This window comes from Mariluticola halotolerans, from assembly GCF_021611515.1.
Lineage (GTDB): Bacteria > Pseudomonadota > Alphaproteobacteria > Rhizobiales > Devosiaceae > Mariluticola > Mariluticola halotolerans.
In genome coordinates this window covers 3094859-3117455 of sequence record NZ_CP090960.1, presented here as the reverse complement: position 1 = coordinate 3117455, position 22597 = coordinate 3094859, and the positions used below count along the sequence as shown (strand labels likewise).

Sequence of the window (22597 nt, the reverse complement as noted above, 5' to 3'; positions counted from 1 at the left end):
TGATGGAATATCTGATCCTTGGATTTCAGGACGTTCTCAACTTCGAAACTATGGCATGGATCACCATGGGCGTTACGCTTGGCTATGTCCTGGGTGCGCTGCCTGGCCTGGGCAAGGCGACCGGCGTCGCAGTTGCCATCCCCCTCACCTTCTATCTTAGCCCCGTCGCCGCGCTCGGCATGCTGATCGGCATCGCCAAAGGCAGTGGGGCCGGCAGCGCCGTATCGGCCATCCTGCTCAACACGCCGGGCGAGCCCTCATCAGCCCCCACCGCTCTGGACGGCTATCCCCTCGCCCGGCAGGGCAAGGCGCAAAAAGCTCTCAAAATGGGATTATACGCTTCGGTCCTCGGCGATTTTTTCTCGACACTGATCCTGATTGTACTGGCCGCGCCCCTGGCCAGTTACGCTTTGCTGATTGGCCCCGTCGAGCTTTGCGCAATCCTTTTGTTCTCGCTGACCTTTATTGGCGGCTTGTCCGGACAGTCACTGACCAAGGGGCTGATTGCCGCTGCCCTTGGCATATTCTTCGCCACTGTCGGCCTTGAAACAGAAACCTTCATTCCCCGCCTGACCTTCGGTCTCTTGGAACTGGATGACGGCATTTCTCTGGTGCCCATGGCCATTGGCATGCTCGCCGTTGCAGAAATGGTGGCGCAGGCGGGCAACCTGAAGCATCTCGATTCAGAAGCTGCGCGGATCAAGGAAAGCACCAAACGGGAAGACCGGATCATCACCGGCCCCGAATGGCGACGCGCGCTCCCCGTCATTGCACGCGGGACAATCATCGGCTCTGTCGTAGGTATCCTGCCCGGTCTCGGTGCAAGCGTTGGCTCATTTCTCTCCTATGGTGCCACCAGACGCGCCTCCAAAACTCCTGAAAAATTTGGCACCGGTATGATTGAAGGCGTCGCAGCTGCCGAGAGCGCCGACAACGCCGTCGTGCCGGCAAGCCTGGTGCCCCTGTTCGCGCTGGGTATTCCCGGCAGCGTGATTGCCGCCATCCTGATCGCCGCCTTCATCCTGCACGGACTGAACCCCGGGCCGCTGATGTTCAAGCAACAACCCCGGCTCGTCGCCGATGTGTATGCCGCCATGCTCTGCGCCAGCGTGATCATGCTTGTGGTCGGCACGATCGGGCAGAGCATATTTGCCCAAGTCATCAAGGTGCCTCTCAGGCTCATCATTCCCGGCGTGCTTCTTTTGTGCAGCATCGGTGCCTACATGGAAACCGGCAGCGTTTTTTCGATCTACATGATGCTGTTCTTTGCCGTAATCGGCTTCTTTGCCCGCAAGCTCGACTTCTCTTTCGTGACGTTCCTGATCGGCTTCGTCATCGGCCCCAAGCTGGAACTCAGCTTCAGGCAAGCCCTGCAAATCCTTGATCACAAGGTCGTCAATCTCGGCCATCACCCGCTAGCGATCGTTTTCATCATCCTGACGGCGCTCACCATCTGGTGGGTGGGGCGCAGTGACAAGGCCAACACCCAAACTACAGCCGGACCACCAGAACCGGCAGAACCACCAACAACCTAGTCTATTCGCAAAAATGGGAGGAACAGCGATGACTTTATTCACTCGACGGGGAGCACTGGCCACAATGGCGGGCATTGCCATGGGCATGTCCACACTGGCCTTACCTGCCTTTGCAGCATCAGATTATCCAAACCAGCCAATCAATATGCTTGTCGGCTATGGCGCTGGCGGGCAGACAGACCTGATTGCCCGCGCCGCCGCGCAGGTGCTGGCAGAACAACTCGGCCAACCGGTCAATGTCATCAACAAGCCGGGCGCAGGTGGCGCGGTTGCCGCACGCGAGTTGCAACAGGCCGCGGCGGATGGATACACCCTGATGTTCCATTCCAATACGGTGATTAATTCCGCACCCTTCATCGTCGAGCGCGTAGACTTTACGCCCGAGGACTTCGACTATGCAGGCATGATCACAGCCTATCAGGTCGGCATGGCAGCCCCCAAGGATGCCCCCTTCAACAACATCACCGAGTTTGTCGCCTGGGCCAAGCAAAACCCGGGCTTTGCCTATGGTGCACTGAGCCCTGAAGCGCGCCTCTACATGGACGAACTCGCAAAAGCCAACGAGCTTGATGCCAATATCGTGCCGCTGCAAAGCGGCAGTGAAATGATCAGTGCCCTACTGGGAAACCAGGTAGTAATGGCTTTCTCCGGCGGCATTCACTACCGTTACCCTGACGAACTCAAAACCGTCTCTGCCCTGACAAGCTTCCGCCATCCCTCAGCGCCGGATGTACCGACGATTGAAGAGGAAGGTTATGAACTCGCCATGGATTCCAGAACCATAATTCTGGCCCCCAAGGGCACACCACGTGAAATCCTTGAGACAATTTCAACGGCCCTCAAAGCGGCTGAAACCAATCCTGAATTTATCAAGATCACGGAAGCCGCCGATATCCCGATCTCCTATTATGACCTCGATGCCGCCGCCACTGAAATGGTGGAAACCTATAACAAAAACAAAGGCATCATGCAGGCCGCAGGTCTGATCGACTAAAGCAAAGCCGCCGCGGACCCTTATGTTCCGCGGCGGCTTTTCTCTTCCCGGTCCTTTGCCTATCCGTCCGGAAACCATCATCCATTGTGCAGCACTGGCCGTTAGTTTTTCTCCGCCATCTTCACCACCCCATCGGCCGCAAGTTCAGCGATTTGCGTATCGTCAAATCCCACTGACCTGAGTATCTCGGCAGTGTGTTCACCCCGACGTGGCGGCGCACGATCAATATGCTGCCCCCCTTCTGCCATTTTGAACCCGACACCCGGCACATTGAGCGGCCTCTCCAGTCCGGCAACCGGCGGGGCTTTCAACACCACTTCCCGTGATTGCAAATGCGGGTCCTTCAAAATCTCGGGAAGGTCGCGCACGCGCGCCGCCGGCACCCCGATTGACGAGAGCAGATCTTCCCAATGCATCGCAGAGTGCCGCAAGATGGCCTGGCGTAAAAGCGGCGCAATTTCATCGCCAAGTTCGGGATAGTCACCCCAGCTTTCCAGACGGGGATCAGCCGCCAGCTCGGGCAAGCCGATAGCCTTCAGCATGGCCATCGCCTGCACCCTTGTATTGGCTGTTGTCGCCAGCATGCCCTCAGCTGTTTCAAAAATGCCGGATACGGGGCTGCCACTGAACGCCCGCGTCCCGTTCGGGCGGTTCAGCCCGCCCGTAATGGCGACTTCCGTCAGAAGCGGTCCCATAATGGTCAGCGCCGCATCAAGCATCGCCACATCGATCTTTTGCCCGCGGCCCGTATGGGTCCGTTGAAACAGGGCACTTGCCACCGAAAAAGCACCGAAAAGCCCTGTGACGTAATCGACAATAGCAAAGCCAACGCGATGGTTCTCACCTGACAAGGTGCGGTTCGCGGTCATCATGCCCGAGAACGCCTGCACCACATGGTCATAAGCGGGACGGCTGGACAATGGTCCCTCCTGCCCGTACCCGGTCATCGAGGCATAGATAATATCAGCCTTGCGGGCCATGACCGCATCTGCATCAAAACCCAGCCGCTTCATCGCGCCCGGACGATAATTTTCAACAAAGACATCAGCCGTATCGACCAGCTTCCAAAGAATCTCTTTGCCTTCAGGTGTTTTCAGGTCAACCGCGAGGGAGCGTTTGTTGGCGTTCTGCGAAACGAAAGCAAGCCCCAGTTCATGACTGTTCAGCTCCTTGTCGGAACCCATCTTTCTGGCAATATCGCCGTTGGTTGGCGGCTCGATGCGGATCACATCAGCGCCAAGCAGCGCAAGTTGATAGCTGCAGAATGGCCCCGCAAGAACATGGGATGTATCAATTACCCGAATACCCTCGAACGGCCGAGCAACAACAGGATTTCCAGCGCCGGAGCCAAAGTCTGATTTCATGTCCATATACCGGGTTCTCTTCAGTTTTGCGTTGAGACAGAGGACCCGTTGGCCGCGCTCGGCGACTGGTCGAGGCCATATATTCTGCGCGCCGTGTCGGCGAGCAGCATGTTGCGTTGTCTAGTCGGGTAATCAGCTGCGATAATCTTGTAGGCGTTCCAAAGCGTGGTGTAGCTCAAGGACACACTGTCGACCGGAAAGTTGCTTTCAAACATGCAGCGCTCGGCACCAAACGAGCGGATAGCATGATGAAAATACGCGCCCCGCTCCCTGACAAATTCGGCCGAGGATGGCGGCGCGGGGCGCTTCGGCGCATCGTATTCGGTCACCGGCGAGGCCATGCCGCCAAGCTTCATGATCACGTTTGGGTAACGGGCCAGCCTGTCGATACCAGCAGCCCATTCGGCGAACAGCGATGCTTCAGCATCCGGCCCGCGACCAAACCCGACCGGCGCACCCAAATGGTTGACGACAAATGTCGTACCCGGAACCGCTGAAACCAGATCGGCCAGCTCCTGCAACTGGAATTGAAACTGAAATGCCTCAAACGCGAAGCCCCGTTCCCCGAGCCGGGCAACACCCTTCCGGAACATGGGGTCAGCATAAAGGTCGCGGCGGGCCGCACCCGCCAGAAGGCGCGCATCGGGGTCATCCAGCCGGGCTGCGCTATGCCGGATTGCCCGCACCAGACCTTTGCCCTTGGCATCATGAGCGTCGAGAACCAGGTCCAACGCCGGATGGGCAAGATCAGCGTGGGCCACAATCGCAGCCAGCAGCGGCTTCCCGGCAGCACCGTCAAGTGTGCGCGCAAGCTCAAGTGCGAACCCGGTCTCACCCACCGGGCGCAGGTGCTGCGGCCCGTCGGTAAATTGACCCGATCCGCATTCCACATAAACGAATGCCGCAACCTTGTGCCCGGCCCTTGTGTCGCGCAGGAATTCCTCTGTCAGATAACGGCTCGTGCGCAGCACGCCGGCAGGATTCGAGGGATCGGGAACATCGCGTTCCGGCCAGAGATGGCAATGGCTATCGATCACTTCCCATTCCGGCGCAATAGCGGTCTCGGGGCGAAGCGCCCACCAGTCGGTGCGCGCGCCCATGGCCTTCACCAGGAATTCCCGCTGTTGTGGCGTCACGCTTCGGCTACCTCCCCCTGCCGGACCCGGTTGATCCCGCGCGCGGGTATGCTCGTTATGCTCTCGCTGACCCGCAAATTCCGACAATAAAGTTGAAACTGCTATTATCGGTAGTTAAATTTCATTACATTAGCTTTTGACTTTTATAAAACCAGAGCAAGCATTATGGACCTGCGCCAGATCCGCTATTTCGTGGCAGCATGCGAGGAAGGATCCTTAAGTGCGGCAGCCGTCAGGCTGAACTGCACCGCCTCCGGTGTCAGCCAACAAATGAGCGCCCTTGAGGCGCGGTTGCGCACAGGCCTTCTCGAGCGGACGCGGCGTGGCGTGGTGCCCACCGCAGCAGGCCGCAGGTTCTATGACCGGTGCCTCGCCATATTGAAGGCCGTCTCCGAAGCCGAGATCGAGCTCGAGGATTTCGATGCAGGCCTTTGTGGCTCCGTTTCCGCCGGCTTCGCGCCAGGGTTGGCCAAATCCATCCTTCCCCAGGCGCTTGCCCGCTTCACCCGGGAGTTTCCGCGCGTTGACATAGACATCGCGAGCGGTTCCGCCGACACTTTGGTTTCGGCCACAGCCACCGGCGAACTGGACTTTTACGTCGGGCAGTATTCGGCCCCGCAAATTGGGCTTTCAGAACAGGTTATCGGCAAGTTTCCGGTCGCTCTCCTGTCCGGAACGCGCTGCCGTTTTCTGCCCATGAAGCCGCTAAATCTCGCAGAAGTGCCGCCACTCAAACTGTTTACGCCCTCGGCCGCCAATAGTTTGAGACCAAAGATTGATGATGCCATCCGGCATGGCGAAATCGTCATGGAACGCCGGATTTCAATCTCCAGCCTGTCCGCCGGATTGGAGTTTCTCAACCAGACGGACTGGTCTGCAATCCTGCCATTCTGGATTTGCCTGCCTGAAATCAGCGGAGGACGGCTGAGCGTGAACCCGGTTATTTCGCCCGAATTGAGCGTCGAAGTTGGCCTGATTCACCAGGTAAGCCAGCCCCTCTCCCGTCCCGCGCAAATCCTCTATTCCTATTTCCTTCAGGAGTTAAAACGCTGCGAGGAGGAGTGGCATCGCATCGTTGATCCTGCCTTAAGCAATACTAACAGATCTGTTTAGAAGAAATAAGTATTCCTGATTGAAGGACACCATTAGATTTTCGCACTGGAGGAAGGGAGGGTCCTGCCGCGCCACAAGAGGACATGTGGAGGCGGAAATACATCCGGAACTGCTCCCTATGATATCTCGCAAGGACGGGGAGACAAGACATGGGTTACCGGAAACTGACAAAAGCGGCAATCGCCTTGGCGACGGCATTTTGCCTTCAGGCAACAAGCCTGGCAGGCGCCGCCGAAATCGAACTCAAGATGCAGTTCGCATCGCCGGACGGCACGTCGTGGAACGATATGGACCGTCGTTTCGCCAAACATATTGAAGACATCACCGATGGCCGGGCTGAAGTGCGTTTCTTCCCGCCCAATTCCGTCACCCCATTCGGAGACTGGCTACAAGCCACCGGATCAGGCGTTCTGGACCTCGGCTTTGTCTGGCACCCAGCCCTTCAGGGCAAGTTTGTTCAAATGGACCTGTTCGGCCTGCCCGGCCTTTCACCCAACCAGACCATCGCTTCCACGGTTTACTGGCGGCTGCGAGAAAAATTTCCTGAAATGGGCGCGCTCTTCAAGCCTGAGGACAACGTGGTCGAAATTGCCACCTTCGTCGCCATGGGTGCCCATCTGCACTCCAAGGAACCACTGCGCACGCTCGCCGATCTTAAAGGCAAGGTCTTCGGGGCACAGGACGCCGCCGGCGTGAAAGTGCTGCAGGAGCTTGGTGCCAGCGCCACCCTCATGGTTGGTTCGGACGCCTATCTGAGCTTGCAACGTGGTGCAATTGATGGCGTGCTGGCCGCATGGGGCTGGGTCAACAACTTCAAGCTCAACGAGGTCACCAGCTACCACACCCTGCTCAACCTGAACCCTGGAACCTATTCCTCGGTGATGAACAAAAATACATATGATCTGCTGACTGACGATGAGAAGGCACATCTGGCCGACCTCGTGCCGATGTACTTCCTGTACAATACCACCGACAGCGCTGCTGCGGCCACTTCCACAATTCCGCCCGAAAACATCATCTCGCTCAGCGCAGAAGATCAGGCGGCGCTGACCGAACAGATGCAGCCACACTGGGCCGAATGGGTGCAAAAGGCGGACGCCGCCGGACTGCCGGGACAGGAAGTCCTTGATGAAGCCGTACGCTTGATGAAGCTTTACGACCAGAACTGACACCAGCCCCACCAATCTGTCGCGCCAGCATGTAAGGCTGGCGCGACACTTCCTTTTTCTTCCCGTTATGGAGGCACACACCCGACCATGGAAAAGGTGTTGGCTGGCAATCCCTTATCACTGAGCATGGCAGGCCTTGCCGTCTTAATCAGACGCGGGCTGGAATGGCCCGGCCGACTGTCGATTTATGCCGGGGCGGCCGCGATTATCCTGATGGTGGCGATCACGGTTGGGGATGTGGTTCTGCGCAACGGCTTTTCACTCGTCATTCCCGGCAGCCTCGAAATAACCGGCCTGATGACCATACTCGTCACGCTATGCGCCGTTGGCGTGGTGGAAGTCGAACGCAATCATATCCAGGTCGACCTGGTGTTGCGCGCCCTGCCCGAGGCAATCCGGCGCCCCACAATTGCCGGTGGGCTCATGCTGACACTGATGATTGTTGCAGTGACCGCCACAAGGGTCATTCACCAGGCCCTCTACCAGCACAGCAACGGCATTGTTACCGGCGTCCTGGAATTGCCCCAATGGCCTTTCTTTCTTGCAGCCGCCCTGTTTCTGATCTTCATGGCCATCGCGCTCCTTGCCAACCTGGCTGAGGCATTGGCTGAGGTATTTGAACTGGAAAACGCCCGCGCCCTGGCCGTGTTGGCCCTTTGGGTACTGCTCACAGCTGGCGTAACTTTTCTCTGTTTCAATCCGGACAGCCTTCAGACATGGCTCTCCCGGGATGTCTTGGGCCTTTTGAGCATTACGCTTTGTTTTGCCCTGATTTTCCTGGGCGTTCATGTCGCAGCCGCCATGGCCGTCGCCGCCGTCATGGGTGTCAGCCTGCTGATCACGCCAGCCGCCAGCCTGACCAGCCTCGGCACGACCGCGATCAGCGTGGTCAGTGACCAGACATGGAGTGTTGTCCCTCTCTTCACCTGGATGGGGCTGATTGTTGTCGCCTCAGGATTTGCCGGCGAACTGTACAAGGCGGCCTATCGCTGGATCGGCCACGCACCGGGCGGGCTGGCCTCGGCAAGCACCGTCGCCTGTGCCGGACTATCCTCGATCGTTGGCGACACACTCTCGGGCGTCTACAGCATGGGTTCCATCGCCCTGCCGCAAATGCGCGCCTATGGCTATGACATGAAACTGGCCACCGCCTCCGTCGCCTGTGCGGCGACCATAGGCGTCATGATCCCGCCTAGCATCGCTTTCATCATTTACGGCATGATCACCGAGGTCTCCATCGGCAAACTCTTCATGGCCGGTATTTTGCCGGGCGCCTTGTTCGCCATTATCCTCATCGGGTTGATCACGCTGCGCGCCACACTCAACCCGGCTCTGGCACCTCGCGGCGAAAAAAGCAGCTGGGCCGAAAGGTTCGAAGCGAGCAAAAGCACATGGCCAATCATCCTGCTCATGTTGTTGGTGCTTGGCGGCATTTATGCAGGGCTGACAACGCCAAATGAAGCTGCGGGCCTTGGCGTGTTCGGCGCGCTCACCATCGCCCTCGTCATGCGCCGCCTCACACTTCAGACCCTCTGGCAATCCATCACCCAGACCTTGCGCCTCACCGCGGGGATCATCCTCATTTTCATGTTCGCCATGATTTTCAGCCGCTTCATCGCCATCAGCGGACTGACCCAGCAACTGGCCGACCTCGTGATCGGCATGCAATTGGGCAAATACCAGATCATCATCGCCATCCTGCTTTTCTACATGGTGATTGGCATGTTCATGAACGCTCTGCCCGCACTGGTGCTCACAGTACCGCTCTTCTATCCCATCGCCATGAGCGCCGGGTTTGATCCGGTCTGGTTCGGAGTACTTGTCGTCATCATGGTGGAGCTGGGTGTCGTCACCCCGCCGATCGGGGTCAACGTCTTTGCCATCTCTGCCTTGGCCAAGGATGTGCCCATGTACGACATTTTCAAAGGAATTCTGCCGTTCTGGATCGCCTATCTGATCCTTATCGGCCTCATCGTTGTCTTCCCCGGAATAGCGCTGTTTCTGCCCTCGTTGATGTAGGCACCAGGGCAAGGTCGGGGTTGGAAGTCGCGCCGTCTGGGCGCAGCAATAAGTGGAGTATTGAACGTGGCAATAGATCTCAGTGGCAAAGTGGCAATCGTCACCGGCGCGGGGGGCGGCCTGGGGCGTGAACATGCATTGGCGCTGGCAGCGCACGGTGCAAGGGTTGTGGTCAACGATCTGGGGGGCGGGGTGGATGGCACTGGCGGCTCGCTGTCAGCTGCTGCAAAAGTTGTCGAGGAGATCAAGGCCAAGGGGGGCGAAGCCATCGCCAACAGCGCATCGGTCACCGATTTCGACGCCATAACCGATATGGTTGATCATGCAACAGGCCTCTGGGGCGGTGTCGACATCCTCGTCGCCAATGCCGGCATCTTGCGCGACAAATCCTTCGCAAAAATGGAAATCGACGATTTCCGCGCCGTATTCGAGGTCCATGTCATGGGATCAGTCAATTGTGCCAAGGCGGTTTGGCAGGGCATGCGCGAACGAAATTACGGGCGCATTATCTTCACCACATCCTCTTCCGGACTTTACGGCAATTTTGGTCAGGCCAATTACGGCGCGGCCAAAATGGCGCTCGTGGGCCTCATGAATACCCTCGCCATCGAAGGCGAAAAATATAATATCCGGGTCAATTGCCTGGCACCAAGCGCTGCTACCCGCATGCTCGAGGGGCTCTTGCCCGCAGACCAACTCGCCGCGCTGGCGCCGGATCTGGTCAGCCCCGCCGTCATCGCAATGGCTTCTGATGCGGCCCCGACCAAGACCACCATATGCGCCGGCGCCGGCAGTTTCGAGGCCGCGCACATCACCCTGACCCAAGGCCTTGCACCAGACGACAGTAACTCGCCCGCCGAAAACATATTGGCAAACCTCGCCGAACTGACCGGCACAGATAGACAACAGATCCCCACCAGGGGATGGGACCAGATTGCCCATGAGCTTGCCAAGGCGGGCTTTAAGACGGCGGAAGGTGCCTGAATATGCGCGACGCTGTTATTGTCTCAACGGCCCGGACGCCCATCGGCAAAGCCTATCGTGGCGCATTCAACAACACCCCGGCCCCAACCCTCGCCTCCCATGCCATCAAGGCGGCAATCGCCCGCGCCGGGCTGGAAGGCCACGAAATAAATGATTGCGTTATGGGTGCCGCGCTGCCCCAGGGTTTCCAGCACACGATCGGCCGCACCGCGCTGTTGCGGGCGGGCCTCCCTGTCACTGTGCCCGGCATGACCATGGACCGTCAGTGCGCATCCGGTTTGATGGCCATTGCTACCGCCGCCAAACAAGTAATCGTCGACCGCATGGACATTGTTCTCGCGGGCGGCGTGGAGTCCATTTCCATGGTGCAGACGGACGCACTGCGAGTGGAGATGGACTCCGACCTGCTTGAAATGCAGCCCGACACATACATCCCGATGATCGACACCGCCGAAGTCGTTGCAGACCGCTATCGCATCAGCCGCCGTCGTCAGGACGAATATGCGCTGCAATCACAGAAAAAGACGACAGACGCACAAAACGCAGGGCTCTATGCGGAGGAAATCATCCCCGTCACGGCCACCATGAAAGTGACCGACAAACAAACCGGTGAGACCACGGACAAAGAGGTCACCCTGACAGCGGACGAAGGCAATCGGCCCGACACCACAACCGAGGGACTGGCCGCGCTTAAGCCTGTACGCCAGCACGGCGTCATCACAGCAGGCAATGCCAGCCAGCTTTCCGATGGAGCCGCCGCCAGTGTCATCATGGAGGCCCGCACGGCAGAACGGCGCGGCCTGACCCCGCTTGGCCGGTATATCGGCATGGCCGTTGCCGGCACCCGGCCCGATGAAATGGGCATTGGGCCTGTCTACGCCGTGCCCCAATTGCTTCGGCGCTTCGACCTGGAGATCGGCGATATCGGGCTCTGGGAACTGAACGAGGCCTTTGCCGTGCAGGTCCTCTATTGTCAGGACAGGCTAGGCATTCCGAGCAGCCGTCTCAACGTAAATGGCGGCGCGATCTCTATTGGCCATCCCTATGGCATGTCGGGTGCGCGCATGGTGGGCCATGCTCTCATGGAAGGACGTCGCCGCGGCGTCAAACTTGTTGTGGTCACTATGTGCGTCGGCGGCGGCATGGGCGCTGCCGGGTTGTTTGAGGTGTTCCACTGATGGCAGCCCATTTGACCCTTGCCACGCTTGCAAACCATGTCGGCCAGGAAGTCGGCGTTTCCGAATGGCACGAAATCCAGCAACAGCAAATTTCGGATTTCGCCGAGGTCACCAAAGATTTTCAGTACATCCACACCGATCCAGTACGCGCCGCAAATTCCCCTTTTGGCGGCACTATTGCTCATGGTTTCCTGGTGCTCTCACTCCTCTCGGCAATGTTTGAAGAGGCTCTTGGGGCACTCGACGGCACAACCATGTCGATGAATTATGGCCTCGATAGCCTGCGTTTTCTCACGCCTGTCAAAAACGGAGCCCAGGTAGGGGCACGCTTCACACTCAAGTCAGTGACTGAACGGCAACCAGGACAATGGCGTGCAACATTTGACACAACGGTAGAAATCAAAGGCCAGGAAAAGCCCGCACTTGTTGCCCAATGGGTCATTTTGCTGTTTGCATAGTCACAGCGTTGCGTCACCCAATAGCTAGGAAGTTCGCGAAACAGCTTCCAGCCAGACCCTGGTCTCCTTCTCGGCAGCCTCAATGCCCTCTATATTGATGACATGAGAAGTTATCGCTTTGGTGACCGCGCGCACCCGCTTGTTCAACTGGATGTCCTCACGATCAAGCTCGAGGTCGCTGACACTCAACTTCTCATAAATCGATAGCAGCCTGTTCTGCACAGTGCGCAACGATAGTCGCCGCCGCACGGCAATCGTTTTGTCGGGCAGTCCCATCGCCAGATCCATCAGGATCGCCGCTTCCATTTCATTAAGCGCCGCGCCCGACCGGTTGCCTTGCTGGATGTGATGTATCTCGCGATCCACCACAATCTGCGATTCAACCAGCACCGAGCGCAAAGCCAGTTGCATCCGCGCCTCGCTCGCCGTCTTCAACAGATAGCCATAGGCTGCCTCTTTCGGCACGATTCTGGCGATGCCCCGCAAATAGGCTTCATCGGAATAATTGGACCAGAACAATATCCGCGTGTCCGGCCGTTCAGACCAGATCGTGCGTGCCGCCTCAATTCCGTTACGCTCCTTCATTCTCAGGTCCATGACAATGGCCTGCACCTTGAATTCACGCGCCTTGATTTCACCCTCGCGCCCATTAGAGGCGACAAGAATTTCGGTCGCGTCCGGCAGGGCTGCATGCACGATCTCCTTGAGATAGTTCACATGCACCGCATCGTCTTCAACCAGCAATATTTTCATTTGGCTGCCTCTGTCATCTCGACATTTCTACGCGGCAATTGAACGCGCACGACGGTGCCGTTCTCATTGGCGATCTCAAAATTCGCCGCAATCAGGCGCGCCCGCGTACGCATATGCGTTAACCCGCCAGTCGTTCTTGGGTGCTCGTGGGATATCTTGGCATTCCCGTCATCCCGGATTTCCATCCAGTAACCGGCATCATCGGCAATCAACACGCTAATCATGCTGGCATCAGCGTGTTGCACCGCATTATTGATCGCCTCCTGCGCGATGCGGAATAACGCGGTGCGCGTCGTCTCCGGCAGGGCATCAAAAGCGCCATTTGAATTGTCGGACACCTGTATCTTGATATGCGGCTTCGTGCCCAGCGCCCGCTCAAGATGCATGCGCACCGCATGCTGAAACCCAAACAGCTCAAGCAATGACGGAATGGACGTGTCGATAATTTCGCGCAACCCCTGGATGCAATCCTGCATGCGGATTTGCAGCGCACGGATTTCCGCCCGGCTGGATGCGGCATTCAAGTCGCGCGCAATCCGCGTCAGATCCGCCAATGTCTGGTCATGCAAATCCATGCCGATGCGCTGCCGCTCGGCTTCCAGCGCCTCTGTCAGGCTGAGCGCGCCAAGGCGCAAGCCTTCCTCCCGCGCCTGCACTTCAGTGCGAATAACCGCCTCGCGCTTGGCGCTTTCCGTTGCACGCAAGGCATAAAAATAGGGTGCCAGCACATCCGCAAGATTTCTCACCTGCAAAATTGTGTTCTCGTCGTAAATATTGGCAATTTGCGACGAACAATTGAGCGAACCGATTGTACGGCCCAGCACCTTCATCGATACATTGACGCGACTGCGCAGGTGGTGCCGCAAAATGGGTTCGCTCGCCGAACCTTCAAATATGTAACGCGGGTCAGCTGTCGCATCGCCGGTTATCATGGTCTCACATACACCGCTCAAAATGTCGCGAACCGGCGATTCATCAATATGCGACCGCCTGCTGCTCCAGCTGGTGCGCATGCCCACCTCGTAACTGGTGTTCCACTTGCGGTCTTCATCGATCAGGCAAACGTCCAAATGGTCCAGCGGCAAAATTTGTTCGATCTCGGTTTTCACCGAGCGCAAGGCCGAGCGGATGTCGAGGTTGCCCGCCAGATGGTTGGAAATTCTAAGATAATAGGCGAGATCTGCCATGGTCATTCTGGCCCGGTGAAATGTGACCCGTGAACTGTAGCCTTGATGACCAACCCCGTCATGCGGAAACCCGCACCTCGCATGCGGGAACCCGCAAACGTGATGCGTGATTCACCCTTTACTGTTGATGGACTTACGTTTGACAATCACACACCATCTGATCGGTGGATGACTGGGAGATGAAGCGGAAAATCCGCTTCAAGGGAGGAATATTATGACTATGAAAGCAATATTGCTCGGCACTGTCGCCGGGCTGGCAATTGCTGTGTCAGGCACAGCGATGGCAGAAACATCGGGCGCACGTATCGCACTTTCCAATAACTACGCCGGCAATTCCTGGCGTCAGGCAATGCTTGAAAGCTGGGCGAAGATCACCGGCCCGGCCGTCGACGATAAAACTGTGGCTGCAGCTGACGCGTTCACGACATCTGAAAACCAGGCCACCGAACAGGCGGCCCAGATCCAGAACATGATCCTGCAGGGCTATGATGCGATCGTGATCAACGCCGCATCCCCAACCGCCATCAATGGCGCGGTGAAAGAAGCCTGCGATGCGGGCATCATGGTCGTCTCATTTGACGGCATCGTTACCGAGCCTTGCGCATGGCGCATCGCAGTTGATTTCCGCCAGATGGGCCGTGACCAGATCAAATATCTGGCTGGACGCTATCCCGATGGCGGCAACATCCTCGAAATCCGCGGCCTGGCCGGTGTTTTCGTGGACGACGAAATCAGCGCTGGCATCCATGAAGAAGCCGCAAACTCGAACTTCAAGATCGTGGGTTCGGTTCATGGCGACTGGGCTCAGGACGTCTCGCAAAAGGCTGTTGCCGGCATTCTGCCCAGCCTGCCTGAAATCATTGCGGTCGTAACCCAGGGCGGCGACGGCTATGGCGCGGCTCAGGCATTTGCCGCAACTGATCGCGACATGCCGACCATCGTTATGGGCAACCGTCAGGACGAGCTGCAATGGTGGGCCGAGCAAAAGGCTGACAATGGTTACGAAACCAAGTCACTTTCAATCGCCCCCGGCGTCAGCACCCTCGCCTTCTGGGTTGCACAGCAGATTCTTGATGGCGCTGATGTCCCCAAGGAATTGACCGTACCATTCCTCGTTGTTGAACAGGATGGTCTGGAAGAAGCTCTTGAGACGACCCCGACAGGCTCGGTTGCAAACGTTGAGTATTCACTTGACGATGCCAAAGCTGTCATCGCTGCTGCCCAGTAAAAATGGCAACGCAAAACCAAAGCAAAACCTCCGGCGCTCTCGTAGCGCCGGTCGTTTCTCTGGATGGTGCCAGCAAATCGTTTGGCCCTGTTCACGCCCTTATCGAGGCTTCGCTGACGATACGTCCCGGTGAATGCGTGGGCCTGGTCGGCCACAATGGCGCGGGAAAATCCACATTGGTCAACGTGATCAATGGACGATTGGCACCGACCGGCGGCGCCGTGAACTACGCCCATCAGATGGATACACAAAAAAATCTGCGAAACGACGCGCGTGCCCGCCTTGCGGGTATCCGCAGCGTCTTTCAGGAACTGTCCCTCTGCCCGAACCTCACAGTTCTGGAAAATCTGCGCATACCTTACAAAACCATGCCGCTGCGGAGCTGGCGCAAGAATGCCGCCACCCAGGTCATGGCCGCTCTTGACATGGTCTTCCCCAATCACGGCATCGATGCACGTACCATTGTCGGAGACCTGTCGATTGCAGAACGGCAAATGGTAGAAATCGCCATTGCGTTTTCAGATCGCGAAGCTGAGGCGAACCTCGTCATTCTCGACGAGCCGACCTCCTCACTCGACGCCTCCATCGCCCATCAATTGCTGACCCACATCAAGAAATTCTGCGCCGAGGGCGGCGCCGTCATTTTCATCACCCACATGCTTGGTGAGATATTCGAGGTCGCAACCCGCATCGTCGTCATGAAAGACGGCCGCATCGTGGAAAACCGTCCGGCAGGCGAATTCACCCGGGATCTGCTCGTGGGGGCCATGGGCCACGTCGTGCCTGCCAGCCAGACAACCCGTGCCGCCAACGGCGAACATGTGTTCGGCGAAGAAATCGTCAGGCTGCCAAGTGGGCTTGCCGCACGAAAGGGCGAAATCATCGGGCTTGCAGGGCTGGCCGGACATGGCCAGGCGGAAGCTCTTGCCGAATTCTATCTGCAAAAAACCTCGGAATGGCGCGGCGCGAAACACCCCGCTGTTGCCTTTGTTGCCGGGGACCGGGCCCGGGATGGCGTCATGCCACTTTGGTCGATTATGAAGAATCTTAGCCTCGCAACCCTTGCCGAATTTGGCAAAAACGGGCTGATCGACTTTGCCCGGGAGCGCCGCATCGCCAGGGACTGGAAGGAAAAGATCCAGATCAAAAGTGATGATCTGACAAATCCCATCCTCTCCCTGTCCGGTGGCAATCAGCAAAAAGTACTCTTTGCCAAGGCTCTGGCCTCGAGTGCTCCGATTATCGTCATGGATGACCCCATGCGCGGCGTCGATGTGGGCACCAAGCGCGAAGTCTACAAAATGATCCGCGACGAAGCGCAGAACGGGCGAACGTTCCTCTGGTACTCCACCGAAACAGACGAAGTGCATGAATGCGACCGTGTGTTCGTATTCCGTGACGGGATGATATCCGCTGAGTTGAGCGGCGACGCCATCACCGAGGAGAATATTCTGCGCGCCTCTTTTGAAATGCAGGAAGCAACGCAATGAACCGCGAACATTTGCGCATACTTTTACCCGTTCTCTCGCTCGCCGTGCTGCTTGCGGCCGTCTTCTACCTGCAACCGCGCGCCATGAGCTATTTCGGGTTGAACCTTCTGTTCAATCTGGCCATTCCCGTGGCGCTGGCCACCATTGCCCAGATGATGATCATCATGGTCAATGATATCGATTTGTCGATCGGCACCTTTGTCAGCTTCTGCGCCTGTGTCACCGCCACACTGGTCAATGACACTCCCCTTATCGGATATTCCATCCTTGCCATTTCCGTGCTCGCCTATGCGGCCATGGGCACCATCATTCATCTGCGCGGCCTGCCTGCAATCGTTGTGACCCTTGGCATGTCATTTGTCTGGGGCGGCCTTGCAGTGCTCTTGCTGCCCTCCCCCGGCGGTGCCGCCCCGGGATGGATAAGAGACCTGATGACCATCAAGCCGCCTTTCCTGCCCATGGCCATTATCGCCGCCCTGCTGATCGGGCTGGTAACACATCTGCTGATCAAGCGCTCGGCGCTCGGCGTATTGCTGCGTGGCGTCGGCGGCAATGAACGGGCGATGGAGCGCGCCGGCTGGTCAGTGGTCAGGCTCAAGGCAACCGCCTATGGCCTTGCCGGCCTGTTCGGCGTTCTGGCCGGCATGACCCTTGTGGGCCTGACCACGGCGGCCGACGCTAATATCGCCTTGCGCTACACGCTGCTCTCGATTGCAGGCGTTATTCTCGGCGGCGGTGAATTCACCGGCGGCAAGGTGTCACCCGTCGGCGCGGTAATCGGGGCACTAACCCTCACCCTCGCCGCCAGCTTCCTGTCATTCCTGCGCCTGTCGCCGGACTGGCAGATTGGCGCCCAGGGCGCAATCCTCATCCTCGTTTTGGCTGTGCGCCTCCTCTTCACGCGCAAAAGGGTGTTATCATGACCCCAGAACAGACAGCGGCACAAAAGCCGAATGCAATTCAATCCGCGCTCAGGACAATCATCTCCAAACCCTGGATATGGGGTTATCTGGCTGCCGCCTGCGCTTTCGTCGCCACCACACTGATTTCCGGCGGTGCCGGTGCGGCCTCCCTGCTCTATGCCGCCCTCACCTTTGCCTCCTTCGCTGCAATCGTTGGTATCGGTCAGATGTTTGTTGTCACGCTCGGCCCGGGCAATATTGATCTGTCCATCCCCGCAACCATGACTCTCGCCGCAACGCTCGCGCTTAAATTCATGGAAACCAACAACGCGCTCGTTGTGCCCGGAATTCTGATCGCACTGGGCGTCGGGCTTGCCTGCGGCCTGTTCAATTTCATCCTGATTTTGCTTTTGCGCATCCCGCCGATCATTGCCACGCTGTCCTCCTCCTTCCTGTTCCAGTCTCTGGCTATCTGGTCGAACCGCGGCTTGCGCATCAAACCGCCCGAGCTCCTGGCCGATTTCAGCACCTCCGGCTTTCTCGGCATTCCCAACGTTGCCATAGCCGCCATCATTCTAGCGATTATTGCCTGGTTTGTGCTTGAACGCGCCATCGCAGGCCGCTGGATTTCCGCAATAGGCCAGAACATGCGTGCCGCACGTCTCAGCAGCGTACCGGTCAACGCGGTCCGCCTTGGTGTCTACGCATCGTCCGCAATTCTCGCCGCCATCGCCGGCTTTCTGCTCGCGAGCTTTTCGGGCGGTGCCAATCTCAATATGGGCGCCGAGTACATGCTGATGTCCATCGCCGTGGTGGTTATCGGTGGATCGTCCATTGCGGGGGGCAACTCCAATGTGCCCGGTATCTGGGGCGCATCGATGTTCATGTTCCTGATCGTGTCGATGCTCAATTCCTATGGGCTTGGTGCCGGCGTTCGGTTGATTTCAACCGGCATTATCATCGTTGCCGTTGTCGTTCTGGCCAGCAAAAAAGGATATGCGGCGTGAGCGCATTCGACCAATACGAGATTATCGATGAGGCATTTCTCGGCCTCGTTCTCTCCAATGTGAAACTGCGGCAACTATCGCGCAATCATTTCTGGACCGAAGGCCCCGTCTGGTTTCCCGCCCATAACTGCCTTTTGTTTTCCGACATTCCGGCTGCGCGCATCTACCGCTGGTTGCCCGACGGGTCGGTCTCGGTTTTTCGCGATCAGTCCCACTACGCGAACGGACACACAAGGGACCCCGAGGGCCGGTTGCTTTCCTGTCAGCATGGCACCCGCTCTCTCACCCGCACCGAACATGATGGAACAATAACCACGTTGGCCAGCGCTTTCGCCGGCAAGCCGCTCAACTCGCCAAATGACGTGGTTGTAAAATCGGATGGAACAATCTGGTTCACCGACCCCACTTACGGCATTCTCAGCGATTACGAAGGCTATAAAACCACCCCTGATCAGCCCGCCCGCAACGTGTTCCGCCTTCAGCCAGACACAGGCGAAATCACCAGTGTTGCAGCCGGTTTCACACAACCGAATGGTCTTGCATTTTCGCCTGACGAATCCCGGCTATATGTGGCCGAGTCTGGTGCCAGCCACAACGCGCAAACACCCCGCGTCATCCAGGTATTTGACGTTGCAGACGATGGCACACTGGCCAATGAACGTGATTTCGCCAAAATCGATCCCGGCCTTCCCGATGGCATGCGTGTCGACACCCATGGCAATGTCTGGACATCGGCGGAAGATGGCGTTCACTGCTTTTCGCCAGAGGGCAAACTGCTGGGCAAAATCCTTGTGCCCGAAACGGTCTCAAACCTCACATTTGGCGGTGCCCGCAACAACATGATGTTCATCACCGCCACAACCAGCGTCTATTCCCTGCACGTCAACACCACCTCGGCAAACGGGCGCTAGGTCCTTTCCACACCGGCATCAAAACCCCAGGGATTTCAGACAGAATCTGCCGCCGCCATTTGCCGTGCATAATGGCCCGGCGGCTGGCCGACCAGCCGCGAAAACGCCATACTAAAAGCGCTGGCAGAGCCATATCCGATCTGGGTGGCCACCTCGGAGACGCTCTTTCTGCCCCCCCGCAACAGGTCCTTGGCAATGGTCATGCGCCACGCGAGAAAATAATCCATCGGCGGCACCCCCACTGTCCGACTGAAACGGGCAAAAAACGCCGAGCGGGAAAGCCCTGCCGCCCGCGCCAGTTCCGCCATGGTCCAGTTGCGGTCCGGCTTGGCATGCATGGTGCGCAAGGCCACAGCTATCCGTTCATCTGCAAGTCCCCGTAACAGGCCCGGCATTGCTGTCGTTTCTGATGATGATCGCAAGGCTTCAATCATAAGCACCTGTAGCAGGTGTTCCAGAACCACCTCACGCGCCGGCCGCTCCGCCCGCGCTTCACTCGCCACCAGTTTTGTCAGCGTGCCCAGCCGGTCCTCGCCCCGCACCGCAATGATATCGGGCAATAGTGACACCAAAAGCGCTGCATCCGGAGACCCCAGCTCACAATAGCCCACCAATGCCTGCATCTCGATGGGGCGATCGGACGGTCCCAGATGGGCCACACCATCCGCATTGATGACAGGAGCTGTTTGTTCATCCGTCGGGCGGGGAGGCTCAAGGCTCGACAGGGAAAAATTGAAAGCCGCAGGCACCAGCACAAAATCACCGGCCCCGAAGATCACCGGCGACTTCTCCGCAACCTCAAGACGCGCCGATCCCTTGAGGATCATGCTGTAAAAGACCTTCTCCACCTCAATCCGGTTTACCTGCCACCTGCCCGACGCCTGGACAAGCTTGGAGAACGGTGCCCGCGGTTTCAGCATGGCGATGATTTCAGCAAGCGGATCGGACATCAGGACTGTTCCTAACAAAATACGGACGCCAAACTATATAAAGTCCTAACGCAAATGTCTAAACCTTGTGCACCCCTCACAACCAGAGATTGGACGCTTCCATGAAAACCATTATGATTACTGGGTGTTCGTCAGGTTTCGGCCTTGAAACCGCCCGCTACTTCCTCGAGCGCGACTGGACCGTCATCGCAACGATGCGCACACCAAAACAGGACATCCTGCCCGCATCCGACAGGTTGCGCATCTTGCCCCTCGATGTCACCGATCCAGCCAGTATTGCTTCGGCGCTGGAAGCAGCGGGCGATATTGATGTGCTGGTCAACAATGCCGGCATTGGCTGGCTCGATGCGCTCGAGGGCATGTCGATGAAGACAATTCGGCAACTTTTTGAGACCAACACCTTTGCGACCATGGCGATGACCCAGGCTATCCTGCCGCAATTCCGCGCCCAAAAATCGGGTATTGTGATCAACGTGACTTCAAGCACCACAATGCGCGCTCTACCCCTGCTCTCGGTCTATACCGCCAGCAAGGCGGCCATCAACGCCTTTACTGAATCCGTTGCCATCGAACTCGCTGAATTTGGCATTCGCGCCATCGCCGTCATCCCGGGGCGTGCGCCAGGAACCAGTTTCGCTCAGACCGCACAGGCGCAAATTGCCGCAAAAGGCGGCTTTTCTGAAACCTATTCCGGCCTCGTACAAACCGTCATGGGCCACATGCAGTCATCTGGAGAGAACGCGCCGATCACCTACCCTCAAGATGTAGCCGAAGCCATCTGGCAAGCCGCCACCGATCCCGATTGCCCCACTCGCCTGCCCGCGGGCGCCGACGCGGTCGAATGGGCCAAGGCTGGCTGATCCTTCCCCTGGGATTCGCCCCTTGTGCCCGAGGCAGAGGCCACATATTGCAGCCCGTGGGGAAAATCTGCGGGCTGTCACTCACCACCCCCCTCGCGGTGCGGAGGTGAGCATCATCGCGTTCAGGCGGATTTACTGTGAACCACACCGATTTCGCGCATGATTTCATCCGTGTGCTCGCCAAGCGTTGGCGCGGGCCCGTTTGTCCCGGGACCGTCATGCTGAAACTGAAATCCGGCATTGAGAATTTGCACTGGCTTGCCCGTGATCCTGTCCTCGATCGAGAGAAACAGATCACGTTCGTGTTGTTTCTGAAATTCAATCGCTTCATCAAAATCGCGCACTTTACCGGCAGGCACGCCAGCTTTTGAAAGCCGCTTTTCCCAATCAAGTGCCGAACCCGTTTTGAATATCGCGGTCAACTCGGCCTGCAAGGCGGTATCATTTTCCATTCGGACGTCAGGTGTCGCAAAACGCATGTCATCCAACAGCCCCGAGCATCCCATAACCTCGAACATGCGTTCGACCTGGACCTGTTGCACGGCGCCCACCGTAATCTGACCATCCGCGGTATCGAATGTATCCGCAGTCGGTGCGCCCGAGAACCCGCGATTGCCCACGCGGCTGGGGCGCAAACCCGAAATAAGCCGCGGACCGACAACCGAACTCATCATCACCATGGTTGCATCAAACATCGACACATCAACAACCTGCCCGCGCCCTTCAGGGTCCGCCTTGTTCTGCACGTAAGCCGCCAGAATGGCAAAGGCGGTCAAAAGGGCCGTGTAGGTATCAACAATCGGGAACCCGACACGCTGCGCGGGATCGCCCTCCTGCCCCGACAGGTTCATCAGTCCGGCCACACTTTGAATGACCTGGTCGATCGCCGGAAAATCACGATAGGGACCTTCCTGGCCATAACCCGATACCGAGCAATAAATCAGCGACGGATTGAGCTTGCGCAGTTCCGCAGCGCCCAATCCCAACCGCTCGGCCACAGCAGGCCTGAAATTTTCGATGAATATGTCACTGCTTTTAACAAGGGCGTGCGCGGCTGCCCGACCCGCATCGGTCTTAAGGTCAATTACCACAGACTTCTTGCCGGCATTGACCCCGATGAACGGTTCCGCCGCCCCGCGCCGTGCCGCATCTTGCGTATAATAGCGCATGACGTCACCGGTCGGCGGCTCCACCTTGATGACTTCTGCGCCCAGCAAACAAAGAAATTGCGTTGCCAAAGGCCCCGCGATTACATGGCTGAAATCTGCAACGCGCACACCAGCGAGTGGCTGAGCCATGTCATTTTTCTCCCGAAATCACACATCAATTAGTTCACTACGGAAACTATATATACAAGAG

20 protein-coding genes are annotated in these 22597 nt (G+C 57.8%); 14 read left to right on the top strand and 6 right to left on the bottom strand.

All coding sequences use genetic code 11. The annotated features are described in order from the left end of the window. Positions 1-2 precede the first annotated feature (2 nt). Both L1P08_RS14890 and L1P08_RS14885 read left to right on the top strand, forming a co-directional pair. Entirely contained in the window at positions 3-1535 is a 1533-nt protein-coding gene (locus L1P08_RS14890) for a tripartite tricarboxylate transporter permease (RefSeq protein WP_303617777.1), read from the top strand. 28 nt (positions 1536-1563) lie between these two features. Continuing rightward, positions 1564-2529: a Bug family tripartite tricarboxylate transporter substrate binding protein gene (locus L1P08_RS14885; RefSeq protein ID WP_303617776.1), complete on the top strand. Its 966-nt coding sequence runs from the start codon at positions 1564-1566 to the stop codon at positions 2527-2529. 101 nt (positions 2530-2630) lie between these two features. Here L1P08_RS14885 and L1P08_RS14880 read toward each other — a convergent pair whose 3' ends face one another. Continuing rightward, complete coding sequence (locus L1P08_RS14880) at positions 2631-3899, bottom strand: CaiB/BaiF CoA transferase family protein (RefSeq protein WP_303617775.1); 1269 nt, start codon at positions 3897-3899, stop codon at positions 2631-2633. A gap of 14 nt (positions 3900-3913) precedes the next feature. Continuing rightward, a complete protein-coding gene (locus L1P08_RS14875) occupies positions 3914-5029 on the bottom strand; it encodes an amidohydrolase family protein (RefSeq protein ID WP_303617774.1) in 1116 nt (371 codons plus the stop codon). 165 nt (positions 5030-5194) lie between these two features. Between L1P08_RS14875 and L1P08_RS14870 the strand changes: the two genes are divergently transcribed. The 6 genes from L1P08_RS14870 (at position 5195) to L1P08_RS14845 (ending at position 11950) form a co-directional block, all read left to right on the top strand. Further along, on the top strand, positions 5195-6142 hold the full coding sequence (locus tag L1P08_RS14870) for a LysR family transcriptional regulator (RefSeq protein WP_303617773.1): 948 nt from the start codon (positions 5195-5197) through the stop codon (positions 6140-6142). Between the two features lie 149 nt (positions 6143-6291). Next, positions 6292-7311 carry a TRAP transporter substrate-binding protein gene (locus L1P08_RS14865; RefSeq protein ID WP_303617772.1) on the top strand — a complete coding sequence of 340 codons (1020 nt, stop codon included), beginning with the start codon at positions 6292-6294 and terminating at the stop codon, positions 7309-7311. An 87-nt stretch (positions 7312-7398) separates the two neighbouring features. After that, positions 7399-9330 (top strand): TRAP transporter large permease, encoded by a 1932-nt coding sequence (locus tag L1P08_RS14860; RefSeq protein ID WP_303617771.1) that lies wholly within the window; start codon positions 7399-7401, stop codon positions 9328-9330. 66 nt (positions 9331-9396) lie between these two features. Continuing rightward, a complete protein-coding gene (locus L1P08_RS14855) occupies positions 9397-10314 on the top strand; it encodes an SDR family NAD(P)-dependent oxidoreductase (protein ID WP_303617770.1) in 918 nt (305 codons plus the stop codon). 2 nt (positions 10315-10316) lie between these two features. After that, complete coding sequence (locus L1P08_RS14850; RefSeq protein WP_303617769.1) at positions 10317-11492, top strand: acetyl-CoA C-acyltransferase; 1176 nt, start codon at positions 10317-10319, stop codon at positions 11490-11492. After that, a complete protein-coding gene (locus L1P08_RS14845; RefSeq protein ID WP_303617768.1) occupies positions 11492-11950 on the top strand; it encodes a MaoC family dehydratase in 459 nt (152 codons plus the stop codon). The genes L1P08_RS14850 and L1P08_RS14845 overlap by 1 nt, the downstream gene beginning before the upstream one ends. A gap of 24 nt (positions 11951-11974) precedes the next feature. On the opposite strand, the gene L1P08_RS14840 is transcribed toward L1P08_RS14845, so the two are convergent. Continuing rightward, positions 11975-12703 (bottom strand): response regulator transcription factor, encoded by a 729-nt coding sequence (locus L1P08_RS14840; RefSeq protein ID WP_303617767.1) that lies wholly within the window; start codon positions 12701-12703, stop codon positions 11975-11977. Further along, on the bottom strand, positions 12700-13890 hold the full coding sequence (locus L1P08_RS14835; RefSeq protein ID WP_303617766.1) for a sensor histidine kinase: 1191 nt from the start codon (positions 13888-13890) through the stop codon (positions 12700-12702). Before L1P08_RS14835 ends, L1P08_RS14840 begins: the two co-directional genes overlap by 4 nt. Before the next feature lie 214 nt (positions 13891-14104). Here L1P08_RS14835 and L1P08_RS14830 point away from each other — a divergent pair, with 214 nt between their 5' ends. From L1P08_RS14830 to L1P08_RS14810, 5 genes are read left to right on the top strand one after another with little or no spacing between them, the layout of a single operon-like run. Then, entirely contained in the window at positions 14105-15118 is a 1014-nt protein-coding gene (locus L1P08_RS14830; RefSeq protein WP_303617765.1) for an ABC transporter substrate-binding protein, read from the top strand. Between the two features lie 2 nt (positions 15119-15120). Further along, positions 15121-16608, top strand: coding sequence for a sugar ABC transporter ATP-binding protein (locus L1P08_RS14825; protein WP_303617764.1), 1488 nt, complete (start codon positions 15121-15123; stop codon positions 16606-16608). After that, on the top strand, positions 16605-17531 hold the full coding sequence (locus tag L1P08_RS14820; protein WP_303617763.1) for an ABC transporter permease: 927 nt from the start codon (positions 16605-16607) through the stop codon (positions 17529-17531). Before L1P08_RS14825 ends, L1P08_RS14820 begins: the two co-directional genes overlap by 4 nt. Beyond that, a complete protein-coding gene (locus L1P08_RS14815) occupies positions 17528-18517 on the top strand; it encodes an ABC transporter permease (protein WP_303617762.1) in 990 nt (329 codons plus the stop codon). The genes L1P08_RS14820 and L1P08_RS14815 overlap by 4 nt, the downstream gene beginning before the upstream one ends. Further along, positions 18514-19428, top strand: coding sequence for an SMP-30/gluconolactonase/LRE family protein (locus tag L1P08_RS14810; RefSeq protein ID WP_303617761.1), 915 nt, complete (start codon positions 18514-18516; stop codon positions 19426-19428). Before L1P08_RS14815 ends, L1P08_RS14810 begins: the two co-directional genes overlap by 4 nt. Before the next feature lie 35 nt (positions 19429-19463). Here L1P08_RS14810 and L1P08_RS14805 read toward each other — a convergent pair whose 3' ends face one another. Further along, positions 19464-20378: an AraC family transcriptional regulator gene (locus L1P08_RS14805; protein WP_303617760.1), complete on the bottom strand. Its 915-nt coding sequence runs from the start codon at positions 20376-20378 to the stop codon at positions 19464-19466. Positions 20379-20479: 101 nt separating this feature from the next. On the opposite strand from L1P08_RS14805, the gene L1P08_RS14800 reads away from it, so the two are divergent. Next, positions 20480-21238 (top strand): SDR family oxidoreductase, encoded by a 759-nt coding sequence (locus L1P08_RS14800; RefSeq protein WP_303617759.1) that lies wholly within the window; start codon positions 20480-20482, stop codon positions 21236-21238. 122 nt (positions 21239-21360) lie between these two features. Here the strand turns inward: L1P08_RS14800 and L1P08_RS14795 are convergent, their stop codons facing one another. Next, on the bottom strand, positions 21361-22536 hold the full coding sequence (locus L1P08_RS14795; protein WP_303617758.1) for a CaiB/BaiF CoA transferase family protein: 1176 nt from the start codon (positions 22534-22536) through the stop codon (positions 21361-21363). Positions 22537-22597 lie beyond the last annotated feature (61 nt).